The sequence below is a fragment of the Bifidobacterium callitrichidarum genome (genome assembly GCF_003129905.1).
Taxonomy (GTDB): Bacteria; Actinomycetota; Actinomycetes; order Actinomycetales; family Bifidobacteriaceae; genus Bifidobacterium; species Bifidobacterium callitrichidarum.
The window spans coordinates 41,725-58,084 of sequence record NZ_QFFM01000008.1; the positions used below are offsets into that span (position 1 = coordinate 41,725).

General features: G+C 64.6%; 12 protein-coding genes. 5 read left to right on the forward strand and 7 right to left on the reverse strand.

What is annotated here, in order from left to right; translation table 11 throughout:
• Positions 1 to 116: 116 nt before the first annotated feature.
• The 3 genes from rlmH to DF196_RS04855 form a co-directional block, all read right to left on the reverse strand.
• Positions 117 to 596: a 23S rRNA (pseudouridine(1915)-N(3))-methyltransferase RlmH gene (rlmH, locus tag DF196_RS04845; protein WP_109056759.1), complete on the reverse strand. Its 480-nt coding sequence runs from the start codon at positions 594 to 596 to the stop codon at positions 117 to 119.
• 162 nt (positions 597 to 758) lie between these two features.
• Positions 759 to 1,400, reverse strand: coding sequence for a uracil phosphoribosyltransferase (upp, locus tag DF196_RS04850; protein ID WP_109056760.1), 642 nt, complete (start codon positions 1,398 to 1,400; stop codon positions 759 to 761).
• A gap of 166 nt (positions 1,401 to 1,566) precedes the next feature.
• The gene (locus DF196_RS04855; RefSeq protein ID WP_109056761.1) at positions 1,567 to 2,646 is read right to left on the reverse strand and encodes a LacI family DNA-binding transcriptional regulator; all 1,080 of its coding nucleotides are present in this window, start codon (positions 2,644 to 2,646) and stop codon (positions 1,567 to 1,569) included.
• A 335-nt stretch (positions 2,647 to 2,981) separates the two neighbouring features.
• Here DF196_RS04855 and DF196_RS04860 point away from each other — a divergent pair, with 335 nt between their 5' ends.
• The 4 genes from DF196_RS04860 (at position 2,982) to DF196_RS04875 (ending at position 8,579) form a co-directional block, all read left to right on the forward strand.
• Entirely contained in the window at positions 2,982 to 4,232 is a 1,251-nt protein-coding gene (locus DF196_RS04860) for a sugar ABC transporter substrate-binding protein (protein WP_109056762.1), read from the forward strand.
• 178 nt (positions 4,233 to 4,410) lie between these two features.
• Entirely contained in the window at positions 4,411 to 5,625 is a 1,215-nt protein-coding gene (locus DF196_RS04865) for a carbohydrate ABC transporter permease (protein WP_109056763.1), read from the forward strand.
• Positions 5,626 to 5,630: 5 nt separating this feature from the next.
• Positions 5,631 to 6,488 (forward strand): carbohydrate ABC transporter permease, encoded by an 858-nt coding sequence (locus DF196_RS04870; protein WP_109056764.1) that lies wholly within the window; start codon positions 5,631 to 5,633, stop codon positions 6,486 to 6,488.
• 48 nt (positions 6,489 to 6,536) lie between these two features.
• Positions 6,537 to 8,579: a glycogen debranching N-terminal domain-containing protein gene (locus DF196_RS04875; protein ID WP_109056765.1), complete on the forward strand. Its 2,043-nt coding sequence runs from the start codon at positions 6,537 to 6,539 to the stop codon at positions 8,577 to 8,579.
• Between the two features lie 199 nt (positions 8,580 to 8,778).
• Here DF196_RS04875 and DF196_RS04880 read toward each other — a convergent pair whose 3' ends face one another.
• From DF196_RS04880 to DF196_RS04890, 3 genes are all read right to left on the reverse strand, one after another.
• Positions 8,779 to 9,591, reverse strand: coding sequence for a hypothetical protein (locus tag DF196_RS04880; RefSeq protein WP_109056766.1), 813 nt, complete (start codon positions 9,589 to 9,591; stop codon positions 8,779 to 8,781).
• The gene (locus DF196_RS04885) at positions 9,581 to 10,822 is read right to left on the reverse strand and encodes an NUDIX hydrolase (RefSeq protein WP_421728445.1); all 1,242 of its coding nucleotides are present in this window, start codon (positions 10,820 to 10,822) and stop codon (positions 9,581 to 9,583) included. The genes DF196_RS04880 and DF196_RS04885 overlap by 11 nt, the downstream gene beginning before the upstream one ends.
• A gap of 160 nt (positions 10,823 to 10,982) precedes the next feature.
• On the reverse strand, positions 10,983 to 13,220 hold the full coding sequence (locus DF196_RS04890) for an RNA degradosome polyphosphate kinase (RefSeq protein WP_109056768.1): 2,238 nt from the start codon (positions 13,218 to 13,220) through the stop codon (positions 10,983 to 10,985).
• A 496-nt stretch (positions 13,221 to 13,716) separates the two neighbouring features.
• Here DF196_RS04890 and DF196_RS04895 point away from each other — a divergent pair, with 496 nt between their 5' ends.
• Positions 13,717 to 15,189 carry a metallophosphoesterase gene (locus DF196_RS04895; protein ID WP_109056769.1) on the forward strand — a complete coding sequence of 491 codons (1,473 nt, stop codon included), beginning with the start codon at positions 13,717 to 13,719 and terminating at the stop codon, positions 15,187 to 15,189.
• Positions 15,190 to 15,486: 297 nt separating this feature from the next.
• Here the strand turns inward: DF196_RS04895 and DF196_RS04900 are convergent, their stop codons facing one another.
• Complete coding sequence (locus tag DF196_RS04900; protein ID WP_109056770.1) at positions 15,487 to 16,287, reverse strand: IclR family transcriptional regulator; 801 nt, start codon at positions 16,285 to 16,287, stop codon at positions 15,487 to 15,489.
• Positions 16,288 to 16,360 lie beyond the last annotated feature (73 nt).

A 16,360-nucleotide genomic window follows, 5' to 3' on the forward strand; every position in this document is an offset into this window, starting at 1 on the left:
TTGTCAGGGGAGCTGTCAGCGAAGCTGACTGAGGGGTAGTCCAGCCGAACTCATACCGCCCTTGATTTAATTAACAGTGCCAGCCATGTGATGGCTGACCCACTGATGTGTATCCGCTACTTGTGGTACGGCTCGCCGGCGTTGATCTTGTACGCGCGGTAGACCTGCTCGAGCAGAATCACGCGCATGAGCTGGTGCGGGAAGGTCATCTTCGAAAAGCTCAGCTTGAAGTCGGCCCGGCGCAGGATCGCGTCGTCAAGTCCGATGGATCCGCCGATCACCAGCTGGATATGGCTGATGCCGCGCAAGCCCAAGTCGTTGATTTTCGCGGCCAGCTCCTCGCTGGACAGTTGCTTGCCGTCGATGGCCAGCGCGATGACGAAGGCGTTGTCGCGCAGGTGCTTGGCGATACGCTCGCCCTCCTTGGCCTTGATTTGCCGTTCCACGCCTTCGGAGGCGTGCTCGGGTGTCTTCTCGTCGGCCACCTCGATGATGTTGAGCTTGCAGTAGCGCGAGAGTCGCTTGGAATATTCGTCGATGGCGTCGCGCAGGTAGCGCTCCTTCACGCGCCCAGGCGCAATGATGTCGATTTGCATGTGGTGTTTTCCATTACATTGGCTCCTCTCAGAGAGGGGAGCCAAGAATAAGGTGTCAGTCGATAATCGTGCGGCATTGATTAACGTGTGCGGAGACCGCTGTCTGAAGCCGAAGACGCACTGCGGTGCGTCGAGTGCTGAAGAAAAGCGGTATACGCTCCGTTAATCAATGACGCCGTAGAGGCGGTCGCCGGCGTCGCCGAGTCCCGGCACGATGTAGCACTTGTCGTTGAGCTTCTCATCGACCGCGCACACCACGACCTTGAAGTCGATGGACGGATCGATGTGCTCCTCGACGTACTTGATGCCTTCGGGGGCGGCGATGATGTTGATGGCGGTGACGTCCTTGGCGCCGCGCTCGGCCAGATAATGCGTGGCGGCAACCAGTGTGCCGCCGGTGGCGAGCATCGGGTCGATGAGGAAGCACTGACGGCCGGTGAGGTCATCGGGCAGACGGTTCGCGTAGGTGATCTGCTGGGTGGGGTGCTCCTCGTCGCGCTTCATGCCAAGGAAGCCCACTTCGGCGGTCGGCAGCAGGCGGGTCATGCCGTCGAGCATGCCCAGGCCTGCGCGCAGCACCGGCACGATGATCGGGCGCGGTTCGGCCAGCTTCTTGCCGGTCATCGGGGCGACTGGAGTTTCAATCGGCGTGGACACGACCGACAGGTCGCGGGTGGCCTCGTAGGCCTCAAGCATCACGAGTTCGGAGATGAGCTCGCGGAAGGTGGAGGAGTGGGTGTTCTTGTCGCGCAGCACGGTGAGCTTGTGCTCGACCAGCGGGTGGTTCAAAACGTGAAGTTCCATAGCTCCTAAGCGTAGTCCATGAATCCCGAACCGCCGAACGGAAGCCGACCCGGCAGCCGGGCGGATAAGGGGCATGCATACATGACCGGGGCGGCGGAACACTGCGGGAAACGGCCCGTGCCCGGCAAGGCGCGCCGGGAAGCCGTGGCCGTCCGCGGCCGAACGGTCAGCGAATGACGAGGGTCGGCTTGAGCAGCACGTGCCGGTCGTCGGTCGGCGGGGCGGAGACTATAGCGTCGGGCTTCCGATTGACGGACGTTCCGCCGCTGCCCGTCGCCCCACCCGTGCCGTTTCCCGCGCGGCCCGCGGCTGGAGCGACGAACTGCTCCTGTGTAATACGCACGATGTGCCGCGCGCTTTCGATGAGCGGCTGCGCGATGCTGGACAGTCCCATCGAACGTGCGGAGACCGTATCGTCGAAACCGGTGATGATGATGTCCGTGTCGCTCGGCAGCACGGTGGCCGCGCCGATGGCGAGCGTATCGCTTACGCAGACGATCGCGTCCAGGTCCGGCCGCCGGTCCAGCAGTGCGATGCAAGCGGTCTGGCCGGAGAGGATATCGTTTTTGGCCTCCTCGTAGAGCTGCTCGAGTTCGTCGGGCCCGGCCATACGGGCTCCCAGCATGGCGTCCCGCCAGCCGGCGTATCGGTCCATGCCGGTGCCGGACACGCCCGGCCAGCCGATGAATCCGATGTGCTTGCGCCCATGCAGAATGAGGTGCTGGGTCATCTCCGCGATGCCGTAATGGCCGTCCACATCCACCCACGGCGTGGCCGGGTCGTTCATGTCGTCGGCACCCCACGGGCGGCCGAACAACACGAACGGCTGGTGGTGCTCGTGCAGCCAGGCGAGTCGCGGATCGTCGTGCGTGGTGTCCGTGAGCACGAAGGAGTCCACGTCGCCGCGGGCGCGCAGGGCGTCGAACTGGCGGATCTCGTCCTGCTGGGAGTCGGTTTTGTACAGGATCACGCGAATGCCGTTGGCGTCGGCCTCGGTGACGAGCGCGTGCAGGAACCGGTCGTAGACCTGCGAGTAGCTGACCGGCGCGATGCCGATGCCGATGGTGTTGCTGCGTTGGGTGCGCAGGCGGCGGGCCGAGGCGTTGGGGGTGTAGTTGAGCCGTTCGATGGAGGCTTCGACCAGTTTGCGCGTGGCCGGTTTGACGATGGAGGGGTTGTTGATGCAGTTGGATACGGTCTGCGGCGAAACGCCGGCGTCCTTGGCAACGTCCTTGATGCTGACCATGGTGTGTCCCTTCATGAGATCGGCTCGGTTGCAAGCCGGGGGCGTCGGTGCCTGCCGTGCGGTTCCGTCGTTGGTTCGTTCCAACAAGCGTACCGGATTTGACAGATTTCGGTGTTGGAGTTTATTATATAACCACTTATTAGAACGTAACAATTCTGGTGGTTGGCAAGCAAGGTCGATGTTGATCGCCGGAGCCTCCAAGTATCGCCGTGTGTGGCCGAAGGGTCTGCGGTGATGTTGTGGAAAAGATTTTGAACGTTCTAATGGGCGCTACAACCGAACAATGGCGATGAAGACATGGACGGGCGCGACGCTCGGAAGGAAAGGACCCCAAGATGAGGAACAGGAACAAGCTCACGATGATCACCGCGGCCTCGGTGGCCGTGCTGACCCTGCTGGCCGGATGCGGTGGCGGAAGCGGCTTCGATGACAACGCCAGCTCCGACAAGCCCACCAGCGACAGCTCGCAGGAGCTCACCGTGCTGATCGGCTCCTCCGGCGACACCGAGACCAAGGCCGTCAAGGACGCCGTGGCCGCCTGGTCCGAGAAGTCCGGCACCAAGGCCACCGTGCAGGTAGCCAACGACCTGGCCCAGCAGCTCTCCCAGGGCTTCGCCGGCGGCGACCCGGCCGACGTGTTCTACCTGGCCCCCGAGCAGCTCGCCGGCCACGCCTCCAACGGTTCCCTCCTGGCCTACGGCGACCAGCTCAAGAACAAGAGCGACTTCTATGACAACCTCCTGCAGACCTTCACCTACGACGGCAAGCTCTACGCCGCCCCGAAGGACGTCTCCACCCTGCAGCTGGTCATCAACACCGACATGTGGTCCGAGGCCGGCCTGACCGACGCCGACTACCCGACCACCTGGGACGAGCTGGCCGACGTGGCCAAGAAGCTCACCAACGACGACCACGTGGGTCTGGCCTTCAACGGCGAGTACGCCCGCATCGGCGTGTTCCTCAAGCAGGCCGGCGGCGGCCTGGTCAGCGACGACGGCTCCAAGGCCATCGCCAACACGGACGAATCCCTCAAGGGCCTCACCGAGGTCAAGGACCTGCTTGACACCGGCACCGTGAAGTACGCCTCCGACCTCGGCACCGGCTGGGGCGGCGAGGCCTTTGGCTCCAAGAAGGCCGCCATGACCATCGAAGGCAACTGGATCACCGGCGGCCTGTCCGCCGATTACCCGGACGTCAAGTACAAGGTGGTGGCCCTGCCCGAGGGCCCGGCCGGCAAGGGCACCATGCACTTCACCAACGGCTGGGGCATCGCGGCCGACAGCAAGAACCAGCAGGGCGCCATCGACCTCGTCGAGTACCTCACCAGCGACGACGTGGTGATGGGCTTCGCCAAGGCGTTCGGCATCATGCCCGCCACCAAGACCCTCGCCGACACCTGGAAGGGCGAGTTCCCGGACCTCTCCGCCTTCATGGACGGCCTTGACTACTCCGTGACCGTGCCGACCGCCAAGGGCGCCGCCGACGTGGTCACCGACTTCAACGCCCAGCTCGAGGGTCTGAAGACCGGCGATCCCAAGACGATCCTGGACAAGACCCAGACCAACCTCGAAGCCATCCTCAAGTAGTTTCCGCTGGCGGCTTGGCTCCCCTCTCTGAGGACATTACCGTGAAGCAAACAGCAGGACTGTTTGCAGGCAATGTGCGAGACGACGGTCGAGCCGGCAAAACGCGAACGAAGTTCGTCCGCAATTGCAGGGGAGCCAAGCCACACACGGAAACCCCAATCAACAAAGGAGTTGAAGCATGTCTGCAACACAGGCGGCAACCCCGCGCAAGGGGCGGGCACGGAAGATCCCGCGCCAGCACATCGACCGCAGGGGTCAGGAGATCTCCGGCTGGCTGTTCTGCCTGCCAATGATCGTGATCCTCGGCGTGTTCATGTTCGTCCCCATCCTCATGGCCCTGTGGGTGAGCGTGTCCGACTGGACCGGCCGCGGCACCCCGTTCGGCGGCAACGTGAGCTTCGTGGGCGCCGAGAACTACACCGACGTGCTCGCCAAGCCGGGCCTGGCCCAGAGCGATTTCGGCACGGCCCTGCGCAACAACGCCTGGTACACGCTCATCGTGGTCCCGTTGCAGACGCTCCTCTCCTTGGCGCTCGCGGTGATGCTCAACCGCAAGATCCTGAAGGCCCGCGGCTTCTTCCGTACCGCCTTCTACTTCCCCTCGGTCACCAGCTCCGTGGCTATCACCGTGCTGTGGCTGTTCCTGTTCAACGCGGCCGGCCCGATCAACGCCATGCTCAAGTGGTTCGGCGTCAACGGCCCGAACTGGTTCAACGACCCGCAGGGCATCATCCACATCTTCCTCGGCGCGCTTGGCGTCAAGAACGGCCCGGCCGTGCTCACCGAACACAGCTTCCTCGGCGTAAGCGCCTGGGACTGGCTGGCCGGCCCGTCCGTGGCCATGTTCGCCATCATCCTCATGGTGATCTTCACCACCTCCGGCACGTACATGCTCATGTTCATCGCCGCGCTGCAGAGCATCGGCGAGGCCACCGAGGAGGCGGCCATCATGGACGGCGCCACTCCGTGGCAGCGCATGTGGAAGGTCACCGTCCCGCAGCTCAAGCCCACGATCTTCACCGTCGTGACGCTCGGCATCATCGGCACCTGGCAGGTGTTCGACCAGATCTACACCGGTACGCAGGGCGGTCCGGCCAAGACCACGCTCACCACCGCGTACCTCTCCTACAGCGCCGCGTTCAACAGCCAGGAGTGGGGCCGTGGCGCCGCGATCTCCTTCATCCTGTTCGTCATCATCATCGTGATGACCTGGATCCAGCGCTGGGTCATGAAGGACAAGAAGATGTCCCGTCGTAAGCGCGCCGAGTACGAGGCCATGAAGGCCGAGGCCCGGTCCATGACCAAGAGCGAAGTGATGTCGCTGGGTGCGAGCCGTTCGGGCAAGCACGCGGCAGCCGCGACCGCCACCGCAACAGTCGCAGGAAAGGAGTGACGACGATGAACAAGACCACCAACGTCTCCTGGTTCAAACGATTCCGAGACAGCGGCGTCATCCTGTACCTCATCCTGATTGTGCTGGCACTGATCTACATCATGCCGTTCGTCACGCAGGTGGCCACCTCCTTCAAGACCGATGCGGACGCCACGGCCAACCCGGTGGCCCTGGTCCCCGAAATCTGGACGACCGCCGCGTACAAAAAGCTGTTCCTCAACTCCGACTTCCCGGTCTGGTTCAAGAACTCGTTCATCGTGACGATCGTGGTGACCCTCGGCCGAGTCTTCTTCGACTCGCTGGCCGGCTACGCGCTCGCCCGCATCGAATTCCGCGGCCGCAACCTCATCTTCAACCTGCTGCTGGCGGTGATGAGCGTGCCGATGGTGGTGCTGCTCATCCCCAAGTTCCTCATCATCAAGTCCCTGGGCATCTACGACAGCTACGCGGGCATGATCCTGCCGCTGCTCATCGACGCGGCCGGCGTGTTCATCATGAAGAACTTCTTCGAGTCCATCCCCAGGTCCGTGGAGGAGCAGGCGATGATCGACCGTGCGGGCACCTTCCGCATCTTCTGGTCGATCGTGCTGCCGATGGCCCGTCCTGCGCTCGTGACCATCTCGATCCTGTCCTTCCAGGGATCGTGGAACGAGCTCTCGCACTTCATCGTCTCCACGCAGTCCTCGTCGCTGACCACCCTGACCAAGGGTGTGGCCTCGCTCGCCAGCGGCCAGCTCTCGCAGGGCAACCAGTACCCGGTCAAGCTCGCGGCGGCTGTGGTCATGACCATCCCCGTGGCCGTGCTGTTCTTCGTCTTCCAGAAGCAGATCATGAACAGCTCCGAAGGCTCCGTCAAGGAGTAGCGCCGGGCCAATATCCGTAACACTTTTCAATCCTTGGAGAAACCAACTATGACCACATCCCAGCAGATCCGCCAGCCGTGGATGCACGACATGCGCCCGATCATCACGGCCCCCGCCCAGCTGTGGGCCGAAGCGGACGGCACGGTCGACGCCTCCGTTCCGCACGCGGGCGCGGCCAACCTCGCCGGCTACTACGTGGGTGACACCCGCATCCTCTCGCGCATCGTCGCCGCCATCAACGGCGAGGCCCCCACGCCGATTGCATGGAATTCGGCAGCCACCGGCCGCAGCGTCACCTCGCTCGTGGCCCGCAACATCGACGGACCCACCGTGGACCCGTCCGTGTGCGTCACCGAAACCCGCGAACTTACGCCCGCCGCGCTCGCCGAACGTTTCGAAATCGCCAGCGTGCTCACCGAACCGGTGGAACTGGACTTCGCTGTGACCCTGCGATTCGATATGGCCACGATGCAGGAGATCAAGGGCGGCACCCCGTCCGCCGCGGCCGAAAGCGGACAGGTCGTCATCGCCGTACCGCATGACGACCAGGAACCCGCCGCGCACGTGACGTACGGCAGCATCGCCGTCGACGTGACGCCGGACACTGCGAACGTTACTGGCGAAACCGTCGCTCCTACCATCACCGTGGACGGCCTCAACTGCACGTTCGCTTGGCACCTGACTGTGCCCGCCCGTGGCAACGTAAGCGTGGGATTGACCGTCGCCGTGGACGCCAAGGCCAACGCCGTGACGGCGGCCGCCTCCGCAAGCCCATGGGCCGGTATCACCGTCCATGCCGCGGACAGTCGCGTGGCCGACTGGGCCAACACCTCCCTGCGTGACCTCGCCGGCCTGCGCATGGCCATTCCCGCCCTGCCGGACGACGAATTCCTGGCCGCCGGTGCACCCTGGTTCTTCACGCTCTTCGGCCGCGACTCCCTGTGGGCCGCACGGCTCATGCTGCCGCTGACCACCCGCACCGCCATGGGCACCCTGCGCACGCTCGCGCACTTCCAAGCCACCGAATCGAATGCTGAGACTAACGCCGACCCCGGCAAGATCATGCACGAATTGCGCGCGGAGACGCTGGTGCAGACCGGCGCGTTCGACGACGGCATGCGCCTGCCCCCGCTCTACTACGGCACCATCGACGCCACCCCGCTGTGGATCATCCTGCTCGGCGAGGCGCTGCGCTGGGGAGCCCCCGAGGACGAGGTGCGCGCGCTGCTGCCCAACCTCGAGGCGGCGCTCGCCTGGCTGCGCGACTGGGGCGATTGCGACAGCGACGGCTTCCTGGAGTACATCGACCGCACCGGCCATGGTCTGAGCAATCAGGGCTGGAAGGATTCCGGCGACTCCGTGCGCTGGAACGACGGCCGCATCGCGGACGGTCCCATCGCCTTGTGCGAGGTGCAAGGGTACGCCTACCAGGCCGCCATGCTGGGCGCGGACGTGCTCGAGCGTCTCGGTCGGCCCGGCGCCGATGAATGGCGCGCATGGGGCGCGCAACTCAAGACCCGCTTCAACGAGCAGTTCTGGGTGGACGACGGCCGCGGCCGATACCCGGCCATCGCGTTGGACAAGGACAAGCGTCCGGTCGACTCGCTCACCAGCAACATCGGGCACCTGCTCGGCACCGGCATCCTGGACGAGGATGGCGTGGCCGACGTGGTCAGGCGGCTGGCCGGCGAGGACATGCTTTCCGGCTACGGCGTGCGCACGATGAGCACGCTCGCCGGCGGCTATTGGCCTGAAAGCTACCACTGCGGCTCGGTCTGGGCCCACGACAGCGCCATCGTGATGAACGGTCTGCGCGCGGAGGGGTACACTGCCGAAGCGTTGCAGGTGGCCGAAGGGCTGGTGCGCGCGGCCGCCGCGTTCGACTTCCAAATCCCTGAACTCTACTCCGGCGACGCAGGGGAGAGCGGCCCGGCACCCTACCCGGCCGCCTGCCATCCGCAGGCCTGGTCCGCAGCCTCGTCCGTCGCCGTGCTGTCGTTGCTGCTCGGCCTTGAGCCGGGGGTTGCGTTCGATGCCGCCGCGCCGGCCGATTCGCCGCTCGCGCAGGGGTTGCGCCTCGAACGGGAGTGAGACCGCCTAATTAAAAAGAGCATGGAAAAGCGCCGAACCGCGAAAGCGCCTGTCGGCGCAAGGGCCGCTCGCAGCGGCAATAAATGGAGCCCGGGGCTTAAGCACGGTCCGACGCGACTCACCAGTATAGCGTGCCGCCGGCAGGTGGCACGCCGACCTTGCAGGCCTGTGGTCGGGCCATCCAACGCCGACTACGGGCCTACTCCAACCGTCCTCGACGCCACAGATTCGCACCATGCGCGAAATCACGCGCGGTGGCCATGAGATTGCCGCTGGTGTGCAGCAGCTTCGCGGCACGTGCACGCACGGCTTTCTCCTCATCGACCGAGGACATGCCGCCATTGGCGGTGGCCCTCTGCACCATTCGCTTGGCCTCCACACGCAATCCCAGCGCCACCACGTCGGTGAACGCCGCCGCGCGTTCCAATGCCACGGCGAAATCGCCCACGAACGCGCCGGACAGAATCGAATCGGCCAAACGCGCGATGTCGTCCTCGGTGGGCGCTTGATCCACGCCGGCGATGGCGGAGGCCGTGGTGGCCACCGGTTCGCCCACGCGCCACAGTCGAGCGATGGAGTCGCGGTGCGTGCGCATCCACGTGCGCAGCATATACAGCCGCCACAGCACGCCGGGCAGCGAATCCGGCTCGGCGTCGCTCCACAGTTCCGCGATTTCATCCACGCCCACCGTCTCCACCAAGGTGAGCACGCGACGCACCACCTCCGGATCCTCGCTGTGCCGCACGCGGTCGAGCAGCGCGGCCGCCGAAAGGTGACTCATCTCGCTGATGGCCTGCGGATCCATGCCGCCGGCCAGCCCGTCGGCCACGTTCGGGTCGAGCTGAGCCGGACGCGAGGGGCGCAGCGAGCCCATGCGGGCCGGACTGAACGCCGCCCCCGCCGAGCGCAGGGAGCCGAAGCCCGGTCCGAGTCCGCTGCCATGCGCGGCATGGGCGGCGGCAGCGGCGGCCGAGGAATTGGAGGAGTCGGGGAACGCGGGTCTAGTAGACAAGTGGATGAACCTTCTGGATGTCGATGATCTTCGGGCCGTCCGGTCCGGGGATGACGAACAGGGCCATCGCCGTGCCGGTCGGCATGTACGGGGTTTTGGCGATCAGTCGTTTGCCCAACGTGGGGGAGGCGCACAGTTCGCGCAGATGCTCGAACATACCACCGATTACCGGCCGATGCATGCAGATGGCGGTGGGTTCGCGGCGGGCGAGCATGTATTCGATTTCGCTGAGCAGGCAGTCCCATGCAGCGGCCGGATCCCGCGCGTAGGCGTCCTCGGTGAGTGCGTCGAGCGTGACCATGGGCCGTCCGGTCTGCCATGAGAACGTCTGCAGCGTCTCCATGCAGCGGATCCACGGCGAGGTGGTCAGTCGCACGGGGTTGAAGCAGGCGAGCTCGTAATTGAGCGCGTAGGCGGCCGCCGCGCCGCGCGGCGTGATGGGCCTGTTGGCGTCCGTGCCCTTCCATAGCTTGCGCGCCTCGGCCTTGCCGTGCCGCACGATAAGGAATGGCAGCGCCTCCAGCGCCCCTTCCTGCACGCGGTCGACGAACAAGGCCAGCATGTCCTTGTCCGTGGAATGGGTGAGCTTCTTGCGTGCCTCCATGGGCGTGAGCCAGACCATTTCGTCGATTTCGCCCACATCCGCGCGATGCACCGGTCCGAACGCCTTGGTGCGCTTGAGGTTGTCGATGGGGCTGATGGCCGAGACCATCCAGAACTGCACGTGTTTGGTATCCGAGGACAGGTCCTTGGTGTGGCGGTGTTTGCTGCCCTCCTCGGACATCGGGTAGGAGACGTCGCCCAGATACGGGCCGAGCGCCACCGGCAGTCCGGTTTCCTCGCCGATTTCGCGCACGGCGGCGTGTCGCGCCGATTCGTTCGGGTCGAGCTTGCCCTTGGGCCAGCTCCAGTCGTCATACTTCGGCCGGTGCACGATGCATAGCTCGATGCGGTCCAGTACGTTGCCGTCGGGGGAAATACCGCCCTTACCCCCCGAAACCGCATCGTTCGGGGATGTCTTGCCGGTCGACGAAGGAGCGGCGTCGGTGCCGTCCGTATGGTTTGCGGGGTTCGCCGAAGCGCTCCCGCCAAGGGGTGTGCCGGAATCGTCCGGGGATCGATGGTCGGTGAAGTCGATGGTTTCCGAAGCCGGGCCGCAACCGGCCTTCCACCGGTACAGAATGCCGCCGGCGGCTTCCACGATATGTCTCATTTTGCTGGTACCCATCACTGGTCATTGTAGGGCAAAACCCACTGCCGCTACGTAGTTTTCCGTTATAAAACGACGAAGCCCGGTCCCCGCTGGTATGCGGGAAACCGGGCAACGTTACGTTCTGTCCATGAACCACTGTAGCAGTCTTCCGCGTGAACGTTCACGCAGGCCGGGCCGCTCAGTTGTGCGAAGCGCGACGACGGGTGTGCTTGCGGATCAGGTACTCCTGGCTGTCCACCAGCGGACGGCCCTCGTCGTCCTTGGTGTGCAGCACATAGGTGCCATCGGGCTGCATGTGCCAGCTCACGGTGGAGTCGGCCATCTGCAGGTCCACGTACTTGATGAGCTCATCCACCTGCTCCGGCGCGGTCACGCGCACCAGGGCCTCCACACGACGGTCGAGGTTGCGGTGCATGAGGTCGGCGGAACCGATGTACACCTCGGGGCCGGAAGCCGGGCCCTCGCCGATCTGCGGGCCGTCCGCGTTGCAGAAGGCGTAGATGCGGGAGTGCTCCAGGAAGCGGCCGAGGATGGAACGCACGCGGATGTTCTCCGAGAGACCCGGCACGCCGGGCTTCAGGGCGCAGATACCGCGTTCGACGATGTCGATCTTCACGCCGGCCTGCGAGGCGCGGTACAGGGCGTCGATGGTCTTCTCGTCCACGATGGAGTTGACCTTGATCTTGATCCAGGCCTCCTTGCCGGCGCGGGCGGCGTCCTCCTCGCGGCGGATGCGCTGGATGATGCCGGAACGCACGGTACGCGGGGCCACTAGCAGACGGTGGAAGCTGGACTTCGGCGCGTAGCCGGAGAGCTGGTTGAACAGGCGGGTGAGATCCTGGCCCACCACCGGATCGCAGGTCAGCAGGCCCAGATCGGTGTACAGACGCGCGGTCTTCGGGTTGTAGTTACCGGTGCCCACGTGGCAGTAACGACGCAGGCCGTCGGCCTCCTGACGCACCACCTCGATGAGCTTGCAGTGGGTCTTCAGGCCCACGATGCCGTACACCACGTGCACGCCGGCGCGTTCGAGCTTGCGGGCCCAGGCGATGTTGGCGTCCTCGTCGAAGCGGGCCTTGATCTCCACCAGGGCCAGCACCTGCTTGCCCGCATGCGCGGCGTCGATCAGCGCGTCGATGATCGGGGAGTTGGAGCTGGTTCGGTAGAGCGTCTGCTTGATAGCCAGGACCTTAGGATCCGCAGCAGCCTGCGCCAGAAAGGCCTGGACGGACGTGGAGAACGAGTCGTAAGGGTGGTGCAGCAGGATGTCGCGCTCGCGGATGGCGGCGAAGATGTCCTGTGCGCGGGAGGACTCGACCTCGGCGATCTGGCGGTTCGTGGTGGGCACGAACGGGCGGAACTTCAGGTCCGGACGATCCACGCCGCCCAGCTCGAAGAGCACGGTCATGTCCAGCGGGCTCGGCAGGCGGTAGACCTCGTCCTGGCTCACGCCGAGCTGGTCGGCGAGCAGCTGGGAGAGGAACGGGCTGGTGGAATCGGTGATCTCCAGACGGATCGGCGGTCCGAAGCGACGGCGCAGGAGCTCCTTCTCCATGGCGTTGAGCAGGTTCTCGGCGTCGTCCTCTTCCACGTCGATGTCCTCGTTACGGGTCACGCGGAAGGAGCGGGCCTCCTTGATGATCATGCCCGGGAACAGGGATTCGAGGTGCGCGGCGATCAGCTTCTCCATGGTGATGAAGCCGTAACGCTCGTCCTTGGACTCCTCGTCGGTCATGTCGTCCACGGGCACCAGACGTGGCAGGTTGCCCGGGATCTTGACGCGGGCGAAGTGGGACTTGCCGGAGGACGGGTTCTCCACGATCACGGCCAGGTTGATGGAGCCGCCGGAGATGTAGGGGAACGGGTGGGCCGGATCCACGGCGAGCGGGGTCAGGACCGGGAAGACCTGCTGGCGGTAGTAGCGGGAGAGACGCTCCTGCTCGGCGGAGGTGAGCTTGTCCCACGGCAGCAGGACGATGTGCTCCTTCTCCAGTTCCGGCAGGATCGTGTTGATCACGTAGTGGGCGTGCTCGTCCTGCAGACGGTGCGCGGTCTCGCTGATGGCGCGCAGCTGCTGGCGCGGGCTCAGGCCGGCGGCGGACGGCACCGCGATGCCGGAGTCGATGCGGCGCTTCAGGCCGGCGACGCGGACCATGAAGAACTCGTCCAGGTTCGAGGCGAAGATCGCGGCGAAGTTGGCGCGCTCAAGCAGCGGGGTATCCTCGTTCTCCGCGCACTCCAGCACGCGCTGGTTGAACTTCAGCCAGCTCAGTTCGCGGTCGAAGAAGCGGTCCTGCGGCAGCGGGGCCTCGCCCTCCTGATCGACGCGGCGGTCGTTCTTGTCTGTTTCGGCAATGTGCTCTGCGATTTGGCTTCGCAGAATTGCCTTCGATGGTGCGTCAAATATCTGTGCCATAGCTTATATCGTATGCTTTGGCGTGGTCGGTGAACGGGCTAACGCGCCAGAATTCAACGGCCGTTCATATTGGTGTGGGGTGCGTGCGGAGTCCGTGCGGGCTTCGTTTCGCCGGGCGTGCGACACGCCGTTGGCAATGGTGAAACGCACAGAAGCGAACATCGGTCGGGTTCGATATGAACGGTTCAGCTCGATTGCCGTGGAAAGTCGTGTCCGATTGCACATTTGCGATAAAAACCGAACAATGGCCGGACGCGGGTTGCGAGCGGCGCGAGGGGTGAATAGATTATGAGGTACAAGAACAACTGAACAGAGCAGAGCCCACAAGTAGTGTATGGTCACGAGGACTGTTACGTTGGACGGGCATTGGAAAGACTTACCGTTACAACGATGATGTTGTGCAGAGATTCTGCTCCAGTAGTTGCTCTTGAGAAGAAAAGGCCCGCTCCGGCGGGCCTTTTCGTTTGTTGCCTGCAGAAACTGTACAGTGGAGGGCATGACGGAAACACAGCGTGCGCCTGAGGGCATGACGAAGCCCCGCATCAAGCCGGCCGACGCCGAAGACGACCGTCCGGTTTCTATCTCCGCGCGCCTTGGGCGCCTGCAGTTCCACCATTCCGGCAAGTTCCGCGTGCTGCAGATCGCGGACATCCAGGACGGTCCGAAGATCGCCAAGGACACGATGGCCCTCATCGAGGCCAGCCTTGACGCTTCACGCCCGGATTTGGTGATTTTCTCCGGCAACCAGATCGCCGGCTATGATCCCGCGTTCGCGGCCACGTTCCGCAAGCGCCGGTGGCGTGTGGAGGGCGAGGGGTCCGCGGCCGACGAAAGCGAGGCCGCCCGCGCCGCTGCTCTGGAGGATACGCGCCAGTTGGTGCGCAAGGCCGTCTGGCATAGCGTCGAGCCGTTGGTCAAGCGCGGCATCCCGTGGGCGGTGACGTACGGCAATCATGATTTTCAATGCGGATTAAGCGATGCCGAACTGGATGCCATCTACCGTGAGTTTCCCGGATGCGTGAATCCGGGGTCGTTCGTGGGGGCGTCCGGTGAGAGCAACGTCGACGGTGATGCGGCGGTGCGGGAGTCCGGAGGGGCGGCGACTCCGGTTGTACCGGCGAACGGGCTGCTGTCGAAGCAGACCATATATACTTGTGGGCCTGATGGCACCGTCGGCGTCATCGGTGAGTCCGAGCCTGCCGACGATGGAGGACCGGCCCCGGCTGTCGGCGGTGCGGCGGCGGATGCCGTGCCCTGCGAACCGGGCACGTTCGCGCTGCCGGTGATGGATGTGGATTGCACGCGCGATGTGCTGGGCCTGGTGCTGGTCAACTCCGGCGATTACGCGCGCGGCGGTGGCTTCGGCACGCCGTCCGATGCGGCGATGGCCTTCCTGCGTGTGCTGCCGGAGCATATCGATGCCAAATCGATGGTGTTCCAGCACATGCCGCTGCCGGAGTACTACCAGGTGCTGCGCCCGGTGGCGGCCACCGCGGCCTTCGCCATGCAGGGCTACCGCGAACACGCCAGCACCTATTACGTGCTGGACGAGGACAAAACCCAGCTCGGCGGCTATCTGGGAGAGGGCATCTCCTGCCCGGACCGCTCGGAGGAGTTCGCGGTGTTGCGTGACAGTGAGGGATACATCGGAGTCGTGGCCGGGCATGACCATCGCAATGGATTCGTGGGCGAGACCGAGGGACTGCTGCTCATGGCCACGCCCACCTGTGGCTTCAACACGTACGGGCCGGCACCGGCCAAGCGCGCCACGCGACTCATCGAATTCGACATCCGCCACCCGTACGAGCCGCGTACGCAGTTGTTGGAATTCGGTGAACTGGTGGGTAAGCCCAGCTCCAAGCGGGCGTACACCTATGCGGTGAACCAGCAGACTCCCGGTGAAGGCGAAGGCGACGATTTGTTGCGCAAGCCGTCGCTGTGGAGTCAGCTGACTGGGTTGTTTAAGTGAAGGGATAGGCAAAGGGATCGGCCTTTGGCAAACCTTTGACAAAAAAGGAATCGGCCTTTGGCCGATGCAGTGTTTCCTGCAGGCTTTGCGCCTGCGCTCCTTCTCTCCCTCAGTCTCACTTCGTTCGACAGCTCCCTCGTCAGAGGGATCCAAGTCTACATATATAGGTCTCGGCTCCCTCTGACGAGGGAGCTCCCGCGAAGCGGGTGAGGGAGAGAAGAGAAGCAGCGTCAGCTGCGGAAAATATCGCATCGGCCAAAGGCCGATTCCTTATGTATTGAGTAACCCGCTATCCCCTCAGCGCACGGCTTTGACCAGAGCCTCGGTCAGGTACTTGCCGGCTGCCATGACCAGCGGTGCGTAGCGGCGGCCGGGGGCGGCGCCCATACGGCCGGTCGGGCCGGAGATGGAGATGGCGGCGATGACCTGGCCGGAAGCGTTGCGGATCGGCGCGGAGATCGAGCACACGCCGTCCTCGCGCTCGTTCACGGATTCGGCCCAGCCGCGCTTGCGCACGGCGGCCAGCTTGGTAGCGGTGAACTTGGCGTGGCGCAGGCCCTGGTGCAGACGGTCGGAATCCTCCCAGGCCAGCAGGATCTGGGCGGCGGAACCGGCTTCCATGGAGAGCATGGCACCCACCGGGATGGAATCGCGCAGGCCGGAGGCGCGCTCCACGGCCGCGATGCACACGCGCTGATCGCCCTGACGACGGTAGATCTGCGCGGACTCGCCGGTGCGGTCGAGCAGGGTGCGCAGGATCGGGCCGGCGGCGGTGAGCAGTCGGTCCTCGCCGGCGGCCGCGGCCAGCTCGGCGAAACGGGAGCCCAGCACGAAACGGCCGTGCTGGTCACGCAGTACGAAACGGTGACGTTCAAGCGCGATCGCCAGACGATGCGCGGTCGGGCGGGCCAGGCCGGTGGCCGCCACGAGCTGGCCCAGCGTGGAGGGGCCGGACTCAAGGGCGTCGAGAATCTTTACGGTTTTATCAAGTACGCCAACACCGGAATGAATCTCCCCGTCATCCTTCGGGGCTGCCTCTTCAATCGGCTCGGATTCGGTCAGGTTGTGGTCGAGCGGTTCTTCTAGGGAATCAGTCATAATAATGGCGATTATGCCATCTCACATAGTGAAATGGCAAATCGGGGAAGAGTCTCACGAAGTGACCATCGCG

What these genes read in the sequence shown, in the direction of transcription:
- DF196_RS04855 (WP_109056761.1), bottom strand. Translation starts at nt 2,646, where the DNA reads ATGGTCAGCATCAAGGACGTTGCCAAGGACGCCGGCGTTTCGCCGCAG.
- DF196_RS04890 (WP_109056768.1), bottom strand. Translation starts at nt 13,220, where the DNA reads ATGGCACAGATATTTGACGCACCATCGAAGGCAATTCTGCGAAGCCAA.
- DF196_RS04860 (WP_109056762.1), top strand. Translation starts at nt 2,982, where the DNA reads ATGAGGAACAGGAACAAGCTCACGATGATCACCGCGGCCTCGGTGGCC.
- DF196_RS04870 (WP_109056764.1), top strand. Translation starts at nt 5,631, where the DNA reads ATGAACAAGACCACCAACGTCTCCTGGTTCAAACGATTCCGAGACAGC.
- rlmH (WP_109056759.1), bottom strand. Translation starts at nt 596, where the DNA reads ATGCAAATCGACATCATTGCGCCTGGGCGCGTGAAGGAGCGCTACCTG.
- DF196_RS04875 (WP_109056765.1), top strand. Translation starts at nt 6,537, where the DNA reads ATGACCACATCCCAGCAGATCCGCCAGCCGTGGATGCACGACATGCGC.
- upp (WP_109056760.1), bottom strand. Translation starts at nt 1,400, where the DNA reads ATGGAACTTCACGTTTTGAACCACCCGCTGGTCGAGCACAAGCTCACC.
- DF196_RS04900 (WP_109056770.1), bottom strand. Translation starts at nt 16,287, where the DNA reads ATGACTGATTCCCTAGAAGAACCGCTCGACCACAACCTGACCGAATCC.
- DF196_RS04865 (WP_109056763.1), top strand. Translation starts at nt 4,411, where the DNA reads ATGTCTGCAACACAGGCGGCAACCCCGCGCAAGGGGCGGGCACGGAAG.
- DF196_RS04895 (WP_109056769.1), top strand. Translation starts at nt 13,717, where the DNA reads ATGACGGAAACACAGCGTGCGCCTGAGGGCATGACGAAGCCCCGCATC.